The sequence below is a fragment of the Acidocella sp. genome, assembly GCF_035535915.1.
GTDB lineage: Bacteria > Pseudomonadota > Alphaproteobacteria > Acetobacterales > Acetobacteraceae > Acidocella.
The window spans coordinates 1-18,145 of record NZ_DATLPB010000025.1; the positions used below are offsets into that span (position 1 = coordinate 1).

Sequence of the window (18,145 nt, forward strand, 5' to 3'; positions counted from 1 at the left end):
CGCGCGCGCCGCTTCCACCCCGGCATTGAGCGCCAGCAAATTGGTCTGGAAGGCGATCTCGTCGATCACGCCGATGATGTTGGCGATCTGCTTGGACGAGGTCTCGATGCCGTCCATCGCCCCCACCGTCTGGCGCACCACTTCGCCGGACCGCTCGGCGTCGGTCTTCGAGGTCGAGACCAGGTCGCGCGCCTCGTTCGCCACCTCGGCGGTGCGCCGTACCGTCGCGGTGATCTCATCGAGTGCCGCCGCCGTCTCTTCCAGGCTCGCCGCCTGCTGTTCGGTGCGCCGCGACAGATCGTCCGACGCCTGGGTGATCTCCTCGGCGCCCGACCGCACGCCTTGCGTGTTGGTGGCGATGGCCTGCATCGTCACCTGCAGCTTCTCCATCGCGGCATTGAAATCGCCGCGCAGCTTTTCGTAATCGGCCGAGAATGCTTCCGTCAAACGGAACAGCAAATCGCCGCTGGAAAGCTTCTCCAGACCCGTGGCGACGGAATGCACGACGAATTCCTGCTGTTTTGCCGCCGCCGCGCGTGCCGCCTCGTTGGCCGCGCGCTCCGTATCCATTTGCGCGGCGGCCGCCTTGGCGTCTTCCTCCAGGCGCAGTTTCTCGAGGCCCGCATCTTTGAACACTTGCACGGCCCGGGCCATGCCGCCGATCTCGTCCTTGCGGTCGTTGCCGATCACCTTGGCGTGCAGGTCGCCGGTGGCGAGCCTGTTCATCGTCCCTTGCAGTCCACGGACGGGGGCGATGACCCAGGCGCGGATGGCGAAGAAGGCACCGATCATCACGGCGGCGATGCCGCCGACGATGGTGTAAAGCGTAATGGCGATGGCGTCGTTGGTGGTGGATTTCAGCGCGGCGACATCAGCCGCTTCCTGACTCCGGAGGCGGTTGATGATCGGCTGAATGGCGCCGGTCGCGGCAATGAACTGCGGCGTGCATTCGGTAGCGCTCAGCTCTTGTAGTGACGGTGCGTTAGGGGCGTTGGCAGCGGCTGACGCGGCGAACTCGCTGGGGTTGGTGCAAGGGCCTGCCGCGAGTTGAAGAAATTGCGATTTCACGGACTGGATGGCGTCAGCCTCCGCCGGGTCATCCTTGGCGCCGAGATCCATGAACTCGGTAAAACGCGCGGCGTCTGTCTTCACGCCCGCGAGAGCTTTCTGGATGACGGCCTGGTTTTTTGAGGCCATCGCCATGGTGGCGTTTTCACGTACGAACTGAATGTCCATGTTGCTGCGAATCAGCTGCAGCAGCGCATCCGTCGGGCCGGCACGCATGGCGAGATAGCCCGTGTTGAGGGACCGCATCTGCGTTGTGGAATAGAGGGCGACGGCGATGGAAAACACGCCGAATACGGCGAGAATGGCGCCAAATTTCCCAAGGATCGGAATGTTCTTCATAGCCTCATGTCCCTGTCGTAAAAATGATTCGGTATCCGCGGCCATGACCTGGCTGGGGAAGCAGCGTGGCGGGAGACACGATTCTCGTGCCTCCCGGGAAACGCCTATGCGTGAGTGAAATTGAAACCCATGCTGTATTCGTAGAACGGCAGGGCATTAAGTGCCGCGCGCTCGGCGCCGCCCGGATTGCGGGCAACCCGGCTGTGCAGATCGAGCAGCATGGTCTCGCGCGTGTTGCCGTTGAAGCGCGGCCAATGCGGCAAGGTCGCGTTGTTCGGATTGCCGGTGTGCGCGAAGCTTGCCCAGGTTGTCATCATCCGGCGCGTCAGCGGCGCGAGAGCGGCGCCAGTGCCGAGCAGCCCCGGGGCGGTCGCTGTCGTGCCGAACACGAACGGCACTTCCGACGTGTGCGGCGAATGCAGCCGGCCGCCGAGCACAGGCGTGTGCCAATCGAACAGATAAGCATAGACCGGCGCATTGGCGCGGGCGGCCTGGCGCGCGGCGATTTCCGTGGTGTTGCGGCGGAAGATGTAATCGGTGGTGACCTGTGCCAGCAGGTCGAAGGGTGACGCGCCGGGGAGATCGGTTTGGTACGCTTCCATCACCTGCCCGGCGCGCGCCGGGTCGATACGCAGGAAGCGGCTGAGGCGGTTTTGCACGTCCGGCGCCGTGATCGCGAAATTGGCCGGATTGGAAGCGAGGAACAGGGTGGTTTCGGTCGCGGCATTGCCGATCAGCAGCGGGATATCCAGGCCGGGGCTGGCGGCATCGGGATCGAACGGGTTGCGGGTGAAGGAACGTTGGTCGAGGACTGGCCGGAACGAATCGGGCACCTTTTTCATCGCGGCCAGCAATTGCGCCATCGGCAGTTTTTGCAAGGTCGCCCCATCGGCGCGGGGCAGGCCGAGCGCTGCAGCGAGTTGCGCCGCCTGGCGCGCGGCCTCGTCCGGGCCGTCCAGGCGCAGGCCGCCGGAGATGCTTTGCGCGATCGCTTTGTGGAACAGCCCTTTCGCCGCCGGCATCTCCATCAATGTGATCACTTTGGACGAACCGCCCGATTGACCGAAAATCGTCACATTGTTCGGATCGCCGCCGAAAGCTTGCGCATTGTCGCGGACCCAGCGCAAAGCGGCCACCATGTCGAGCACGCCGGCATTGCCGGCATCGGCGAAGCGTTCGTCGCTGCCGCTCAAATCCAGATAGCCGAGCACGTTCAGCCGGTGATTGATGGTGACCACCACCACATCGCCATGGGCGGCGAGCGCGCTGCCGTCGAAGCCGGGAGCCGTGCCCGAGCAAGTGACCCAGCCGCCGCCATGCAGCCACACCATGACCGGGCGCAACTTCCGCGCCTTCAGTTCCGGCGTCCAGACATTGAGGAACAGGCAGTCTTCGCTCATGGGCTGCAACGGCGAATACCAGTCGTTCAGTGGTGAGAGCTTTTCCGGGTGCTGCGGCGCGGAGTTTCCGAACGTATCGGCATCGCGAATGCCGGCCCAGGGCGTGACCGGAGCAGGCGGTAGAAAGCGGTTCGCGCCCCCTGTCGAGGCGGCATAGGGGATACCCTTGAAGCTGATGCTGGCGCCGTTTCGCACGCCGCGCAGCTTGCCGCAGGTGGTTTCCACCACCGGAGCGGCGGGCATGGCGAAGGCGTTGTGAAGGCCTAAAAGACCGGCGCCGCCAAGCGCCGCGGCACCTTGAAGCAGACGGCGGCGTCCTGGCCGCGCGCCGGCTGCGCTGGCCGGGTCAAGGATCGCATCATGTTGTTCCGACATAAGATCTTCACTCCAATAACAAAGGCTTTCCCCGCACCCTGGACGACACGGTCCGGTGTTTTCCGGCGCGAAAGACGCAGATCCTTGTGGCGGGGGAGGTGGCGTATCCGGCAGGCTCGCGCGTGGCGGACTCCGGGACGAACACGAAACGCCGAGACATAAGCGTTGCCTGACGGCAATTTTGCGTCGGATGAATGGGGGTACCGAATAGGGGTTAGTTACAAGTTACAAGATACGTGAGCGATGCAACGAGGATAGCAACACATCAATGATTATTCAACCTTTGATTGTGTTTTTGTCGCCGTCACCTGGGTTCGGGGCGGCTGATCCGGGTGTCGGCCCCTTGTCAGCCGAGCCATAAGCATTGTTAGCCAGATGCGGGGCACCAGGGTTATGTCAAATGTGGTTCGCCCAGTTGAGCGCTTCCACCTGCAGTTGGTTGAACTGGTCGGCACGCAGCTGTGGGAACTGCGGCAACAAGGCCAGGAGTTCCGTGCCGTCGGCGGCCTCGCTGGCCATCACCAACTGCAGCAGGCTGCCGAGCTGCCCGCTGCGGCGCATGATGGCGCTTTGCAGGCTTTCCTCGAGGTTGATGAGGGCGAGCAAGTCCGCCATGGATTGCTGAAACACGACGTCGATCAGGCTGAGCATGCCGACCATGAAGGCGCGGTCGCGCAGCGCCGACCGGTCGAGCGCATCGGCTAGCCCTTCCATCAGGCGGGCGCGGACGATGGCGGTTTGCAGCACCGGATCCGCCGTCATGGCGACATCGTTCTGCTGAGCGAACAACATGATCTGAACCAGGCGGCTCAGCTGCAGCCGGCCGAGCATGAAAATGGCTTCGCGCAGGGTGGAGATTTTTTTCTTCATGCCGAACGCTGCGGCGTTGACCATTTTGAGCAGGCGCAGCGTCAGGCTCGGCGCTTGCTTCAAGGCGTGTTCGAGCTCTTCGACCTCGGCGTCGGCGACGATCAGGCTGAGCAGCCTGAGCAATGCCAAGGATGAGGGCGGCACCGTCCGCCCGGTCAGGATCACTGGTTTGGCGAAGAAATAGCCCTGGAACAGGTCGCAGCCGAGCTCCCGGCAAAACTCGTACTGCTCCAACGTTTCGACTTTTTCCGCTAACAGGGTCACGCCGTGGGGCCGCAGGTCGCGTACCAGGTCGGCGATCTGCTCCTGGCTCAACGCCATCATGTCGAGCTTGACCAGGTTGACCAGCGGCAGAATCGCCTGTTGCTCGGGCGAGAGCCCCACGACATCGTCGAGCGCCAGCGCATAGCCGGCTTCGCGCAATTGCTGGCACCGCGCCAGCACGTCCGGCGTCAAGGTGACGCTTTCCAGGATTTCCAGGACGACCCGGTCCGGGGGCAGCGCTTCGATGAGGTCGCTCATCAGCAGCGATGTGGGGAGATTGATGAAACCCTGCTTGTCGCCCAGGGCCAGGGGCATGCCCAGATCCGAAAAGGTATGTTGAATGACGGTGGCGCTGGCGCCGATGTCGTCGAGCACCGTCGCAGCATTGGCCATGCTGCTGCGGAACAGCAATTCGTAGGCGACCAGTTCACGATTGCGCCCGACAATGGGCTGTCGTCCAAGAAAATATTGAGTGTCGGTCATGGGTCGTTTCGGGAGGAGCCAAAGGGCGTTTTGGGAGGAGGGGCGAGCGGCGGTGCCGTGGGCGCAGATGGAGCCACCAGTTTCAACAATCGACGGGCGATATGGTGATGCCGGCCGGTTTGTGGTGTTTGGGCGGCTTCTCGGTCATATTGGTCTGGATCAAAGTTCCAGGCGCCTTTATCATTAGATTTCCGGTAATACAGATTACCGTACAGGGATGGTCGCACGCTCGGGAAGACGGCCGGCGGCCAAGCCGGCGTGCGCCAACCACGAATTGAGAGTCTCATAGCCCGAGAACGGTCAAGTTGTGAAGCGGAATTCCGGCTCTATTTTTTCGACCCTAGGTTGAGTAGCCTGACGTCAGAGCCATCTGTGCTAACAGGTAATAAAATGTTTCTCGGAACCAGGCTGGAGGAGCCGACCGTACGCCGTGCTGCACGCAGATTCGTTCAAATTCGTGAGCGGCTTCAAGATCGCGCTTCCGCCCCTCTGGCTGGCGGTTGTGCTGCCGCTGGCTTATTTTACATCCGCCGCGCTCTCCATTGGGGCCTTCGGCGCCGACACGCCGGTCTGGGTTTCCAACGGATTTGCCGTGGCGGCCTTGCTGCGCAACAAACGTTCAACCTGGCTGGTTCTGCTCGCGTTGGTGATGGCTGCCAGCTGTGGCGCCAATGCCGTTGCGACACAAATGACCTCCATGACCGGGATCATCCTCGGCCTTGTGAACATCGCTGAAATCTGGCTCGTGGTTGCCCTGTCGGGTGCCGACCAGAATGTCTGGCAGCACTTCAGATTCATTCTGGTATGCCTGTCGGTGCCGGTGTTGTGCGCGGTCGGAGGCGCCGGCTGGCTCGCCCTTATGTACGGCGCCCCTTTTCTCAGCGGATGGGTGACGTGGTATCTCTCCGACGTCGGCGGCCTGCTGATCGTGGTGCCGTTGCTGCTGAGTTGGAGCGAGCCCGCATTATGGACAGACCATTTCGGCCGGCAGGCGGGGCAGGCCTTGCTTCTCGCCGCTTTGGTCGCCTTGGTGGGTTATTTGGTTTGCGAACGGCAGTTGGTGGGGTTGTATCTGGTCTTCCCCTTTCTGCTGCTCGCCACCTTCAAGGGCCGGCTGCTCGGCGCGACGACGGCTGCGGCCGCTTTGTCCGCGGTCGTGGTCTGGGGCACCATGCTCGGGCATGGGGGGATCGCACGGCATGCGGGTCCGGATGCGGTCGTGAAAGTGCAGCTGCTGCAGGTTTTCATCACGTCGGTGCTGCTCACGACCCTGCCGGTGGCCAGGTTTCTGGAACAGCGAGAGAAACTCATGGGGCAGTTGCGGGAGGCCATAGAGACCGCCCAGGAAGCGGCGCGCGCCAAATCGGAGTTCATGGCGGTCATGAGTCACGAAATCCGTACCCCCATGACCGGTGTCCTGGGCATGGCGGATCTGCTTCTGGAGGCTGACCTGCCGACCAGGGAGCACGAATATGCGGCCGGCATTCATAGGTCGGGCCGGCATCTCCTGGCGCTGCTCAATGACATTCTCGACTTCTCCAGGGGCGAGGCGAAAAAGCTGAAGCTCGAAACGATCGATTTCGACCTGACCGAAATCATCGAGCAGGTGCGCTCTCTGCTGGCGCCGCAGGCGGCCGAAGGCGGGCTGGAGCTGCGGTTTGACGGTGATTTCGCATCCCCTTTCATGCTCCGCGGGGACCCGACCCGGCTCCAGCAGGTGCTGGTCAATCTGGTCGGCAACGGGTTGAAATTCACGCCGCGCGGCGGCGTCACGGTGACGATCGGCCGGCGTAAGGCCGGCGACGGGCGCGAGCGGTTTCGCTTCGACGTGCGCGACACGGGGATCGGCATCCCGGTGGAGCAGCAGCGGAACCTGTTCACGGCCTTCACCCAGATGGATGCCTCGACGGTCCGGCGTTATGGCGGCAGCGGGCTCGGCCTGGCGATTTCCAAGACGCTGGTCGAAGCGATGGACGGTGAGATCGGGGTTGAAAGCCGGCCGGACATGGGCAGCCTTTTCTGGTTCGAGGTCCCGCTGGAGCGGGGCAGCCTCCCGTCGCCGCCAGCCGCCCCGCGCGTGCCCGAGCCGAGCCCGCCGCGCCGGGTGCTGCTGGTGGAGGATGTCGAGCTGAACCGGGTGCTCATCGCCGATAAGCTCCGCTCATACGGCCATGAGGTCGTGACCGCCGAGAACGGCCAGGAGGCCGTCGCCTTGGCCGCGCGGGAGCGGTTCGACGTGGTGCTGATGGATGTGCGGATGCCGGGAATGGATGGGGTGGAGGCAACACGCCAGATCCGGACGCTGCCGCCGCCGGCCGGCGCGGTGCCGGTGCTGGCGTTGAGCGCCAATGTCCTGCCCGAGGAGCAGGCACGCTATCTCGCGGCCGGCATGAACGGAACCCTCACCAAACCGATCGACTGGCCGCAATTATGCACGGCCCTGGCGAAGCTGAAGGCATCGTAAAGTAAGTAAGCGGCCGCTTTTTGAAAAAAGCGGCGCAAAAACTTTTGTTTACGCTGGGCCTGAGGCGCTGAAACGGCACGGGCCCAAAGTAAATAAAGTTTTTTTGCTACTTTTTGTTCACAAAAAGTAGCGCTTTCTTTCCTTCCGCCTTGACGGCCTTGATACAGATCAAGGTTGCCGTGTTGTTCAAGTTCTAGAGAGGTCCCGTAGCATCTGAACAGGACCAGGAACGACGCGATGATAAGTTCAACGGTTGTCGAACTCTCACGGCTGCAATTCGCGCTCACCGCGCTGTATCATTTCCTGTTCGTGCCGTTGACGCTTGGCATGACCCTGATGCTCGCTGCGATGGAGACGGTCTACGTGATCTCCGGCAAGCAGATCTACAAGGACATGACGCTCTTCTGGGGCAAGCTGTTCGCCATCAATTTCGCGATCGGCGTCGCTACCGGCCTGACGATGGAATTCGAGTTCGGCACCAACTGGTCGATGTACTCGCATTTCATGGGCGACGTGTTCGGCACGCCGCTGGCGATCGAAGGTCTGATGGCCTTCTTCATGGAAAGCACCTTCATCGGCCTGATGTTTTTTGGCTGGGACCGCTTAAGCAAGCCGGCGCATCTCGCGGTCACGTATCTCGTAGCGCTCGCCTCCAATCTTTCGGCCTTGTGGATCCTGATCGCCAATGGCTTCATGCAGGATCCGGTCGGGGCGAAGTTCAATCCCGACACGATGCGCCTGGAATTCACCGACATCGGCGCGCTGATTTTCAGCGATGATGCGCAGGCGAAGTTCGTGCACACCTCCATCGCCGGCTTCGTGACGGCGGCGATGTTCGTGATGGGCATCAGCGCGTTCTATCTGCTCCACCAGCGTCATCGCGAATTCGCACTGCGTTCGTTCCGCATGGCGGCGTTGTTCGGGGTGATCTCGTCGCTTGCGGTCATTACGCTCGGCGACGCGCTGGGCCGTCTCGATGATCTCGTGCAGCCGACCAAGCTCGCGGCGATTGAGGATACCTGGCACACCACCAAGCCGGCGGAGGCGTGGAAGGTCATTGCTATTCCGGACCAGAATGCGCAGAAGGACATTTTCTCCATCGGCATACCCTATGTGCTGACGCCGCTGGTGACGCATTCGCTAAGCACGCCGATCCCCGGCATTTTCGAGCTCGAGGACCAGGCCAAGCAGAAAGCCGTGAACGGCATGAAAGCGGTCATCGCGCTGCAGGATTATGCCACGACCAAGAGCCCCGCCGCGCTCGCGACCTTCCGCCAGTATGAAGGCGATATGGGCTATGGCTTCCTGGCCCAGCGCTATGCCCCGGACCAGGACCTGACCAAGATCACCCCGGCGACGCTGCCGGGCGTGCTGGATAAGACGGCCCGCGCCGCGATCCCCAACGTGTTCGTCGAATTCTGGGCGTTCCGGCTGATGGTGGGCCTGGGCCTGCTCTTCGTCCTGGTGTTCGCCTTTGCCGCCTATTACAGCCTGAAGAACCAGCTGGAAGAGAATCGCTGGGTGCTGAAGGCGGCGCTGTGGGCGATCCCGCTGCCGGTGCTGGCCTGTGAATATGGCTGGATCACCGCCGAGAACGGGCGCCAGCCCTGGAGCGTGTTCGGCATGCTGCCGACTTTCATGTCCGCCTCTTCGCATTCGGTCGGCTACATGGTGTTTTCGCTGGCGGGATTCGTGCTGCTCTACAGCCTGTTCATCGCGGTCGAGCTTTATCTGATGTTCAGGTTCGCCCGCCTGGGCCCCACGCCGCACGGCGAAACGCCGGAGCCGGCGCAAGAATCCACGTCAGCGCCGCGCCATGTGTTCGGTGAACCGGGCTACGCCGCCAAGTCGTGGAAATGAGCTGAGCGGAGAAGGAACCCCGTCATGGAACTCTATGTTGTCTTGAAACTGATCTGGGCCCTGCTGCTCGGCATCCTGCTCATCGGCCTCGGCGTGATGGTGGGCATGGATATGGGGGTGGGCACGTTGCTGCGCTTCGTCGGCAAGACCGACGGCGAGCGGCGGGTGGCGCTGAACATCATCGGCCCGCATTGGGACGGGAACCAGGTGTGGTTCATCCTCGGCGGCGGCGCGATCTTCGCCGCCTTCCCAACCCTGTACGCGACCTCGTTCTCGATTTTTTACATCGTGATGATCCTGCTGCTGTTCAGCATGATCATGCGGCCGGTGGCGTTCGAATATCGCTCGAAGGTCGACGCGACGCATTGGCGGCAGAGCTGGGACTGGGTGTTCCTCATCTCCGGCGCGCTGCCGATGATCATTTACGGCGCGGCCATGGGCAATGTGCTGCAGGGGGTGGGGTTCCATTTCGATTGGGACGGGCAGTACCAGCAGGATGAATCATTCATCTGGTATCTGCTCAACCCCTTCGCGATCTTATGCGGCCTGCTTTCGCTGGCGCTGTCGATCTTTCAGGGCGGGGCGATGCTGATGATTCGCGGCGAAGAGCCGATCTATGGGCGGGCCCGGCGCATCGCCACGGTTGCCGGCCTGGTCGCGGCCCTGCTGTTCGTCATCGGCGGCGTCTGGGTGCGGAGCATCAAAGGCTTCGCCTATACGGCGTTGGTCAATCCCGCCATGGAAGCGACGCCGCTCGGCGGCCCGGCCGTGGCCATGCAAAGCGGCGCCTGGATGAATAATTTCCATGCGATGCCGGCGCTGTGGCTGTTGCCGCTGCTGGGCGTGGTGGGCATGGTGCTGGGCGCGCTGGCGCTGGCCGCGCGCAAACCGATCCTCGGCTGGTGGCTGGGCGCGATTGCCTGGATCGGCACGATCGGCACGACCGGCGCCGCCATGTTCCCCTTCCTCATGCCTTCCAGCACTGCGCCGAGCCAGGGCCTGACGATCTGGAACGCGTCCAGCAGCCAGTACACGCTCGGTTGGATGCTGGTCTTCGCCGTGATCTTCGTGCCCATCATCCTTTGCTACACCGCCTGGGCGTTCCGCGTGATGTCCGGAAAGGTGCGGGTGGGTGCCGTTGACAACGACCACTCATACTAGGCGATGGCCAACCGTCTTCAAGGAATCATTGCAATGACTCAGTTGATCAAATTTGCAGCCCTGGCCTTTATCCTTGCCTTTTGCATCATGCTCGCGGTGGTCACCGGCGACTATGCCCCCTGGTATTTCGCCTGGCTGGTCGGCACGATGATGATCATCCTGATCGCCGTGGCGGGCGCGGTGCTGTTCGAAACCCAGGAGGCCGCGCAGGCCCCGCGCGACGCCTCAAAATCCTGAGCGGGAGCACAGATAATGTCCGATATGCTCGAAAGCTTCATTCTCGTCGTGCCGCTGATTTACTTGCTGTTTTACATCATCGCGTGGCTGTACACGCGTAGGAAATATCCGTGAGGAAGGGCAAGGAAAGGCAAGGAAAGGCAAGGAAAGCGCTACTTTTTGTGAACAAAAAGTAGCAAAAAAACTTTATTTACTCTGGGCTATGGGCGTTGTCAGCGACAACGCCCATAGCCCAGCATAATAAAAATTTTTGCGCCGCTTTTTTTAAAAAGCGGCTACTTCCTTAACCTTCTTTCTTCGTTTCAAGCAGCTTCACCAGAGCATAAAGCGTGCGGTTCACCGGCACGGGAATGTTCAGTTCGCGCCCCTTCCGAACGATGTAGCCGTTCAGATAATCGATCTCGCTGGGTTTTTGCCGTGCGAGATCCTGTGCGGTTGAGGAGCGCTGCGCGGCCATCGTCACCGGGACCTGGGCGACCATGCCCCATGTGTCTCCCGGCACGGACACGCCCAGGGCGGTGGCGATCGAGAGGCATTCCTGAACGGCATCATGCAACACGCCGTCGATTTCCGGGCCTTGCGCCAATGTGCTGTAGGGCATCTGGGTGATCGCCGAAAGGGCGTTATAAGCGCAGTTCAGGATGAACTTGGCCCAGAGCGCGCCCGCGGCATTCTCTGAAATTTCCGTGGAAATTCCAGCTTCGTTGAACAGGTCGGCGATTTCCGGGCTGCGCGCCGAGGCGGCGATGACCAGATTTCCGCCGCCGCGATAGCGGACATGGTTGGGGGCTGCCATATCCGTGCCGACATAAACCACGGTGGCGATGACGGTCTGGGGCAGAAGAAGCTGCAGCCGCTCGGTGTTTTCCACGCCATTTTGAAAACTCAAAACCAGGGCGTCGGGCCGCAGGAAGGGCGCGATGGCCTTGGCGGCGGCCTCCGTATCGCTCGATTTCACGGAAAAAACGACGACGTCCGACGATGAAACCGCGCTGGGCTCGGAGGATGCCTGCACGGCCAGGCGTGTCACGCTGCCGCCTTTTTCGACCAGCAGGCCATGCTCGCGCAAGGCGGCCACCTGGGCGGGCCGGCCGATGAACGTCACATCATGCTTGGCCTGGGCCAGCATGGCGCCATAGTAACTGCCGACGGCCCCGGCCCCCATTACCGAAATTTTCATCCCACCACCCTCTGCTGTTGGATCGAGTGCAAACATGGCACGGGCGTGATCGGGGTCAAGAAAGAAGCCGCTTTTTAAAAAAAGCGGCGCAAAAACTTTTGTTTATGCTGGGCCATGGGCGTTGTCGCCGACGCAGCCCATGGCCCAGCATAACAAAGTTTTTTTGCTACTTTTTGTTCACAAAAAGTAGCGCTTCCTTTCTTGCGTTAATCCGCCGGGCCGGACTGTACCACTGCCTTGGGCGGCGGCGCGGTGGGGACGGGCACGCCCAGAAGCGGGTCCAATTGTGGTTGCAACGCCTTCAGGAGTTGCGCGGCCATCGCGCTGGTGAAGCTGAAGCCGGCGGCGTGCGGGCCGGGAACATAGGCGGTGACGGTGCCGAAATACTGGTTGCCGAGGAAGAAGACGAAGGTGGCGGTACGGTCCACCACCCGCTCCCCGCGCAGCGCGCCGCCGGGACCGTAAATATGAAAGCGATTATCGCCGCTGCCGGTCTTGCCGCCGATCTGCATCGGCTTGCCGTCGGCCAGATGATAAGATCCCGCCAGCAGCTTGGCGGTGCCGTTCTGGACCACGCCCATCAGAGCCTGCCGCTCGATGTCCGCGACCGCCGGGTCGAGCACGGGCTTGGGGTCCGGTTTGCTGGTGAAATCGGTCTGGTAGGGTGTGCCGTCGGCGAAATTGAGGCGGTCGAAATCGACGGTCGGCTGTCTCACGCCGCCATTCAGGATGATGCCCATCAGGGTGGCGAGCGCATCCGGGCGGTCGCCCGAGGCGCCGAGCGTGGTGCCCAGCGAGGGCACGAGATGGTCGAACGGATAGCCCTGGCGGCGCCAATCCTGCCAGATGCGCGCGAACGCATCTTGCTCGATGATGGTCTGGATACGGACATTCTGCTGGAAGGTTTTGCCGCGCCGGAACAGCCAGGTGTAGGATTGGTCGATGGCCTGCGGGCTCGCCGCGGCGATTTCGTTCCAGCCGGCATTTGGATGAGTCTGCAGATAGGCGGTGAGCCAGATTCGGAGCGGATGCAGGCCGGCAACATAGGCTTCGTCATTGAGCGAGAATTTGTTGCCGGCGAATTGCTGGTAGAGTTTCGTGAGCCGGTCGGGGGCGACTTCAGCAAAAGATTGTCGCGGCATGTGTTGGCGCAGGAAGTCGGTCATGGAAGCTTCGCTCGCCTGCGGAAAAATCGCGAGATAGAGCACCGCCAGATGGCTGGCCATCGGGCTGGTGTGGGTGGTCAGCCGGTCGAGCGCCTGAAGCGGCGTGAGGCCGCGGTCCTCGTCGTAGAAATGATAGAGGTAGTGGAGCCCCTCGGTGTGGATGAAGCGTTCCAGATAAGGCAGGCGCGCAGGGTCGTCGGGGTGGGAGAGCAGGTATTTCTCGTCGATGCCGGCGGCGGCGATTTCATAATCGCGGATATCGCGCATCAGCCGGATGAAGGCGCAGTTGATCGAATTCTCAAAGGCGAATTCGACGGTGGGAACCGTGCTGTCCTCCCAGGGCTCGAAATTGCCGAAACTATTGTCGCCACCGCCGGTAAAGAAGGTGACCGGGGACGCTGAATAGGTGCGCTGCATCGCGGCTTCGAGCATCGGCCGCAGGCTGCGGTCCTTGGCGGTGGCGAGATAGGTGGCGGCCCAGCGCGTGAGCGCGTCCGGCGCCGTCGTGCCGAGATGCGCAAGATCCGCGGTACTGAGCGGGGCGAGGCTCCGATTCAGAGATGTTATGATGTCGAGATAGGTGGTTAGCGTGCGCAGCTTGGAGGTCGAGCCGAGCTGGAGCATGGCGCCGGAATTGATGTCGAACGGCGCATCGAGGCTGTCGGCATGGATGCGCACGTAATTGGCGTCGGCGCCGCGTTCATAGAGCACAAAACTCCAATTGATGAGGGCCGGCTTGGGGGTGGCGCCGGCCAGCATATATTTGCCGACCAAACCCAAAGACTGGTCGTAAGCGGGGTCGCTCAGGCGCGTGAGGACGGCGATGACGCGCTGCTGCGCCGCCTCGTCGAGGCTGGTCCGGGCCGTGAGGTCGAAGCGGTCGAGGCTCCAGGTGTTCGGCACGTGCAACAAAGAGAGCAGCTCGGCCTGCATCCACCCGGTCGCCTTGTTATCGACGAAAGAGACCGGGGCGGGCGGCGGCATGTCGTCGCGGAAGGGCAGGCGGCTGGCCAGGGTGGCATCGCGCAGCGCCGGCGAGATGATGCCGGCGCGGCCGAGCTGGCGCACATAATAATCTGTCAGCGCCTCGAGCGCGGCGCGGTTCTGCAGCAGGTAATAGGCCGGCCGCCGTCCCGCGAGCAGCAGACTCAGCATCTCGCGATAGGCCTGGCCCTGGGCGGCCAATGTCGCCGGATCGGTGGCCGGCGACATCAGGAGGTTGCCGGCGGCGCTGAAATCCGCGCCGTACCAGATCCACATCGCTTCGGGCAGGCCGATGACCTCGCCGTAACCGGGATAGGAGGCGAGCGGCGTGGAATTCAGATAGGTCACGAGGATGTTTTTGCGGGCCGGCAGCGTGTCGGGGCCGCCTTGGTAGGCGGCGGCGGCGGCGGTGACCATCTGGCGCATTTTTTCGCCGATGCTGTCGGTCCGGCCGCCGGGGGAGTCGCGGAATTTCACGATCTGGGTGGCGAGCGTACTGGCGCCGCCGCGCTGCCAGCGGTGGTTGATCGTGCCGGCGATGCGGGCGCCGGCGGCCAGCATGAAACGGCTCCATTCGACCGCCGGATCGCGTTTCGGTTCGGTGGTTTCGAGCAGGTCGCGGTCTTCGATGAACATCAGGCTGTTCGCCACCACCGGCGGAACTTCGCTGAACTGCTGATAGAAACGCTGCGGATAGCGCGCGCTGAACAAGGTGACGCCGCTGCGGTCGAACATCTGCAGTCCGGTCTGCTGCTTTGGCGTGTACAGCGTGTAGCCGCCATGGTCCACGAACCAGTCGAGGCGCGGCGACCAGCGCGCCTGCTGGCTGATTTGCAATTGATGCGCCGTCAGCGAGGTGATGATGGTCGGTAGATCGGCGTAGCCGAGGCGGACATCGTAAGGGCCGGGGCCCGGAAAGCGGATCGACGGGCTCGGCCCCGGCGCCAGATTGTAGGAGATCTGGCGGTCAAGGCGGGTGAAGTAGTGGGCTTGGAGATAGGAGGTGCGGGCCTCGGTGGCGAGGCCCCAGCCCAACAGACCCAGTACGACCAGCCAGCAAAGCCAGTAAAGTCTTCGGACCATACCGCGGAAAATCCGGTTCAGCCTGCCGGAGATTGTCCTCGCTTTGTCCTTATTGGCTGCCCGGCTGTCATCGAGATCTCTCCTCGACGCCGCCTCTGTCATCGCTGCTGCCCTCTCCTGTCCGTGGCCTTTACACTTTGGCTGGGCCTCGGCTGACAGGTTTCGCGTCAGCCCGGTCTGACGCGTTTTGCGGTCGGATCATCGTCAACCCAGCATCTTGCGGCCAGCCGTCATTATATACGAAGCGTGCGGGGACCGGGTGCGCTTTCTAAGCAAACATTAAGAAAAACCGATGATGTTTGTGTGATGAGGCGGTTTTGCCACGGCGCGACGTGTGGCGTTCGGGCGGCCCGAAAATCTTGGAGGCGAGGAAATGCAAAACGCCGCGCGGTTTGCCGCGCGGCGTTTCCTACAGCGAATGGAACGTTAGATTTAGACGCTTTCCAGCGCTTCGCGGCCGATGCTTGCACGGCCGTGGGAAGGTTGGGCGGAAGCGCTCATCCAACGGCGGCGCATCGGCTTGAGGACGAAGGCCGCCAGCAGGGCCGTCACGAAATTTGCCGCGATGACCAGTTCAAACACCGGCATCCAGGATCCGGTTTCCTTGTGCAGCAGGGCCGCGAGCGGGCCGCCCAGGACCGACGCCACGCCAAAGGCGATGTAAAGGAAGCCGTAATTGGCGGTGGCGTGCTTCATGCCGAACGTGTCGGTCAACGTCGAAGGGAACAAGGAGAAAATCTCGCCCCAGCCGAAGAAGACCACGCCGGACATCAGCACGAACGCGGTCGGATCGCCGCGCGTGCACAACCAGATGGCGATGGCCACGCCCTCGGTGGCGAAGGCGAGCAGCATGGTGTTTTCGCGGCCGATCCGGTCCGACACCCAGCCGAAGAACGGGCGGGTCAGGCCGTTGGTGATGCGGTCGATCGAGAGCGCCAGCGGCAGCGCCGGCAGGCCGAACACCAGCGCGTCAGCCAGGCCCCAATCCCGGGAGAAGGCGCCGAACTGGGAAATGACCATCAGGCCCGAGCTCGCCATCAGCGTCATCATGACGAACATCAGCCAGAAGAGTGGGGTGCGCAGCATCTGCCCCGACGTATAGCTACGGGTGGTTTCCTTCGCCGCCGGATAAGCGGGCGTCGCAGCCTGCAGGGCGGAGGGGGGACGCTTCAGGCCGAGGGCCGCGGCAAAGCCGACGGCGCCGAGGATGATGCCCCATTCGAGCAGCGCGTGCTGATAGCCTTCCGTCTTGATCGCCGTGGAAATCGGGAAGGTAGTGAGGACGGCGCCAAACCCGTAGCCGGCCGCCACCACGCCGCTCGCGAAGCCGCGGCGGTTGGGGAACCATTGCACCACATGGCCGACCACGCCGACATAGATCATGCCGGTGCCGACGCCGCCGAGCAGGCCGTAGGTGAGGTAAAGCCCGGTCACGGTGCTGACATGCGAGGCCAGAACCCAGCTCAACCCGGTGAGCAGCGCGCCGGTGGAAAGCAGCAGGCGCGGGCCGAGCTTGCCGACCAGCCAGCCCTGGAGAGGCGAGAGGAAGGCCTGCAGCAGGATCAGCATGGAGAAGGCTACCTGGATCGTGGGCAGCCCGACATGGAAGGCGGCGGTCATGGGCTTGGTGAACAATGCCCAGACATATTGCGGGCTGGAGATCGAGGCCATGCAGATGAGCCCCAGGCCGAGCTGGATCCAGCGGCCGGTGGGCTGGGTATTCGTCGTCGTCACTTAAACCTTCCTTTTGCCCGCGGGACGGGCAGCTTTAAATCAACGGCTGCGCGCCCGCGCCGGGCGAATGCGCCTCCAAAAAACATCGACGGATCAAAGCAAGTCTCGTGCCAACAAAAATGGTGATGGCTTGTTGAAAAAAGCGGCGCCAAAGCTTGCGCTGTCTGGGTTCGTCACGACGAATCCGGCGGGGTCTCAAACTAACAAAATGCTTTGCCTCTTTTTTGCGATAAATTGCCTTTTGTGGCTTGCCTCTTTTTTGCGCCAATGGTGCCGCGGCGCGCATGGATGCGGCAGGTTTCGTCTCCCGTGACGCGCTTTGCGAAGGGGCGCAGGGCGTCACCAAAAGCGCGCTTCACGCCGGAATGCTTTCCAACGTTTGGCCAGTTCGTTCACGCCGCTTTGGCGTTGCTTTTTCTGGTGGCGTGCGAGGGCGGAGATGGCAGGGCGCAGATCGATTTTCGTACTTCGCAGCAATGTCCTTGCCAGTTGGACGGAGGTGGAACTGTCATTGATGCGGCCCAGCGTGTCCTGCAGCGCCTTGCAGCGCTTCTGATAAAGGCGGGATTTTTTCCGTGAGAAAAGACGATCGGTAAACTCTATGCCGTAACGCAATTTCTTGATTGATTTGCGCAGTAGGTGCAGCTCCGAATCATTGGCCCGCGCTATGTTGTGCCCTCTGGTCTCAACCCTGCGGGCCAGCCGGTCGAGCCAGCGCGGCGCCAGATCTTGCAGCTCCCGCGCGAGCTTTGCGCGGCCGAGGCGGTCCGGCTTGTCTTGCCCCTCCTCGGCCCAGGCGGCGAGGTCAAGAACCGTCGCAGTGTATCTGTGCCCCCCGCATTCCTTGATGAAAGCGTCGTGGGCATCGTGCCGCCGGTCCGCGGCGACGGATTTGAGGTCGTCATAAATATCGGCCGACGCGGGCGGCCGGCTGGCGTCCGGCAACAGCTCGGCACAGAACACGTCCCAATCGCGGGCCTGCCCGAAGACACGGCCAATTCGTTGCAGATTATGATCGAATTGCGCGAAGCGGCGCGGGTCGAGTACCGGCTTGTAAAGCAGCAGGAGCGCGCGGAGCCGGCGAATGGCGACGCGCATCTGATGCACGCCTTCGATGCTGCCGGCCAAGGCGGCGGGCTGATTGGTGACCAGATGGTGGAGGCATTCCGCCACGAGCAGGCGGAACGCGGCGGCGCCCGAGGCCGTGGCGGGAAGCTCGATGGGCCCGGGCTTCTCGCTGGCCGGCAGATTGCCGGAGGCGAGCCGCAGGCCGCGCGTGGCCAGGCTGTCGAGCGAGATCGCGAGCGGAATCCTGGCGTGCAGATGCGATGCGAAACGATAGGTCGCGCCGGAATCTCCGCTCAGCGCTTCAAGCGCCAGATCGCGGACCGGTTCCGACGCGGCGCCGGCATTGAGGGTTCCTTCATCGAACCACGCCCTGATGGTGGTGCCCGGCGCGGGTTGCAGCGTGCGCACG

The 18,145-nt window shown here is 62.6% G+C and carries 12 protein-coding genes; 4 read left to right on the plus strand and 8 right to left on the minus strand.

Going from position 1 to position 18,145, the window contains the following annotated elements; translation table 11 throughout:
• The 3 genes from VNC39_RS03505 to VNC39_RS03515 all read right to left on the minus strand — a co-directional run.
• Positions 1-1,407 (minus strand): methyl-accepting chemotaxis protein (locus tag VNC39_RS03505; protein ID WP_325396217.1); only part of this gene is annotated, 1,407 nt, incomplete at its 3' end.
• A gap of 104 nt (positions 1,408-1,511) precedes the next feature.
• On the minus strand, positions 1,512-3,182 hold the full coding sequence (locus tag VNC39_RS03510) for a carboxylesterase/lipase family protein (RefSeq protein WP_325396219.1): 1,671 nt from the start codon (positions 3,180-3,182) through the stop codon (positions 1,512-1,514).
• Between the two features lie 396 nt (positions 3,183-3,578).
• A complete protein-coding gene (locus VNC39_RS03515) occupies positions 3,579-4,799 on the minus strand; it encodes an EAL and HDOD domain-containing protein (protein WP_325396221.1) in 1,221 nt (406 codons plus the stop codon).
• A gap of 430 nt (positions 4,800-5,229) precedes the next feature.
• On the opposite strand from VNC39_RS03515, the gene VNC39_RS03520 reads away from it, so the two are divergent.
• The 4 genes from VNC39_RS03520 to VNC39_RS03535 all read left to right on the plus strand — a co-directional run bounded on the left by VNC39_RS03520 (position 5,230) and on the right by VNC39_RS03535 (position 10,521).
• A complete protein-coding gene (locus VNC39_RS03520; RefSeq protein WP_325396223.1) occupies positions 5,230-7,263 on the plus strand; it encodes an ATP-binding protein in 2,034 nt (677 codons plus the stop codon).
• Positions 7,264-7,500: 237 nt separating this feature from the next.
• Positions 7,501-9,123, plus strand: coding sequence for a cytochrome ubiquinol oxidase subunit I (locus VNC39_RS03525; RefSeq protein WP_325396225.1), 1,623 nt, complete (start codon positions 7,501-7,503; stop codon positions 9,121-9,123).
• Positions 9,124-9,147: 24 nt separating this feature from the next.
• On the plus strand, positions 9,148-10,284 hold the full coding sequence (gene cydB, locus VNC39_RS03530) for a cytochrome d ubiquinol oxidase subunit II (RefSeq protein WP_325396227.1): 1,137 nt from the start codon (positions 9,148-9,150) through the stop codon (positions 10,282-10,284).
• Positions 10,285-10,317: 33 nt separating this feature from the next.
• Positions 10,318-10,521 (plus strand): hypothetical protein, encoded by a 204-nt coding sequence (locus tag VNC39_RS03535; protein WP_325396229.1) that lies wholly within the window; start codon positions 10,318-10,320, stop codon positions 10,519-10,521.
• 283 nt (positions 10,522-10,804) lie between these two features.
• Here VNC39_RS03535 and VNC39_RS03540 read toward each other — a convergent pair whose 3' ends face one another.
• The 5 genes from VNC39_RS03540 to VNC39_RS03560 form a co-directional block, all read right to left on the minus strand.
• Positions 10,805-11,701, minus strand: coding sequence for a ketopantoate reductase family protein (locus VNC39_RS03540; protein WP_325396231.1), 897 nt, complete (start codon positions 11,699-11,701; stop codon positions 10,805-10,807).
• A 206-nt stretch (positions 11,702-11,907) separates the two neighbouring features.
• Positions 11,908-14,934 (minus strand): transglycosylase domain-containing protein, encoded by a 3,027-nt coding sequence (locus VNC39_RS03545; RefSeq protein ID WP_325396233.1) that lies wholly within the window; start codon positions 14,932-14,934, stop codon positions 11,908-11,910.
• Between the two features lie 432 nt (positions 14,935-15,366).
• The gene (gene oxlT, locus VNC39_RS03550; RefSeq protein WP_325396235.1) at positions 15,367-16,668 is read right to left on the minus strand and encodes an oxalate/formate MFS antiporter; all 1,302 of its coding nucleotides are present in this window, start codon (positions 16,666-16,668) and stop codon (positions 15,367-15,369) included.
• Between the two features lie 34 nt (positions 16,669-16,702).
• Positions 16,703-16,954, minus strand: coding sequence for a hypothetical protein (locus VNC39_RS03555; protein WP_325396237.1), 252 nt, complete (start codon positions 16,952-16,954; stop codon positions 16,703-16,705).
• Between the two features lie 53 nt (positions 16,955-17,007).
• Positions 17,008-18,145, minus strand: a 1,138-nt coding sequence (locus VNC39_RS03560) for a CHAD domain-containing protein (protein ID WP_325396239.1), incomplete at its 5' end; no start/stop codon positions are given.

What these genes read in the sequence shown, in the direction of transcription:
- VNC39_RS03545 (WP_325396233.1), bottom strand. Translation starts at nt 14,934, where the DNA reads ATGGTCCGAAGACTTTACTGGCTTTGCTGGCTGGTCGTACTGGGTCTG.
- VNC39_RS03525 (WP_325396225.1), top strand. Translation starts at nt 7,501, where the DNA reads ATGATAAGTTCAACGGTTGTCGAACTCTCACGGCTGCAATTCGCGCTC.
- VNC39_RS03540 (WP_325396231.1), bottom strand. Translation starts at nt 11,701, where the DNA reads ATGAAAATTTCGGTAATGGGGGCCGGGGCCGTCGGCAGTTACTATGGC.
- VNC39_RS03515 (WP_325396221.1), bottom strand. Translation starts at nt 4,799, where the DNA reads ATGACCGACACTCAATATTTTCTTGGACGACAGCCCATTGTCGGGCGC.
- VNC39_RS03555 (WP_325396237.1), bottom strand. Translation starts at nt 16,954, where the DNA reads ATGCGCGCCGCGGCACCATTGGCGCAAAAAAGAGGCAAGCCACAAAAG.
- cydB (WP_325396227.1), top strand. Translation starts at nt 9,148, where the DNA reads ATGGAACTCTATGTTGTCTTGAAACTGATCTGGGCCCTGCTGCTCGGC.
- VNC39_RS03510 (WP_325396219.1), bottom strand. Translation starts at nt 3,182, where the DNA reads ATGTCGGAACAACATGATGCGATCCTTGACCCGGCCAGCGCAGCCGGC.
- VNC39_RS03535 (WP_325396229.1), top strand. Translation starts at nt 10,318, where the DNA reads ATGACTCAGTTGATCAAATTTGCAGCCCTGGCCTTTATCCTTGCCTTT.